Genomic DNA, 283 nt, shown 5'->3' on the forward strand with positions numbered 1-283 from the left:
GTGGGCCAATCGGGCAGGAACGAAGACTATGTCCTGAGCACGGTGGAGCATCTGAGGGCGCTCGGCATCCGCGACCACTGGCTGGAAGAGGTGGGGCGGCAGGTCGCGCCTTCGTGAAGATCTGGCCCGATCAAAAAGCAAAACCATCCCTTTGACCTGGGCAAGGCACGACCTAGCTTAGCCGCAATCCATCCTCTGGGCACCCAGGCCTTTCCCAGCATCACGGAGATCAGTCTTGCAGAAACGCCGTCTCGGTCGCACCGACCTTTCCATCGCGCCGCTG

1 pseudogene is annotated in these 283 nt (G+C 61.5%); it reads left to right on the forward strand.

Going from position 1 to position 283, the window contains the following annotated elements:
• Positions 1-117 (forward strand): annotated as a pseudogene (locus EN807_RS34970) (gamma-glutamylcyclotransferase); the annotation flags it as partial.
• Between the last annotated feature and the right edge of the window lie 166 nt (positions 118-283).

It is taken from the genome of Mesorhizobium sp. M5C.F.Ca.ET.164.01.1.1 (assembly GCF_004792125.1).
In the GTDB taxonomy this organism is placed as follows: domain Bacteria; phylum Pseudomonadota; class Alphaproteobacteria; order Rhizobiales; family Rhizobiaceae; genus Mesorhizobium; species Mesorhizobium wenxiniae.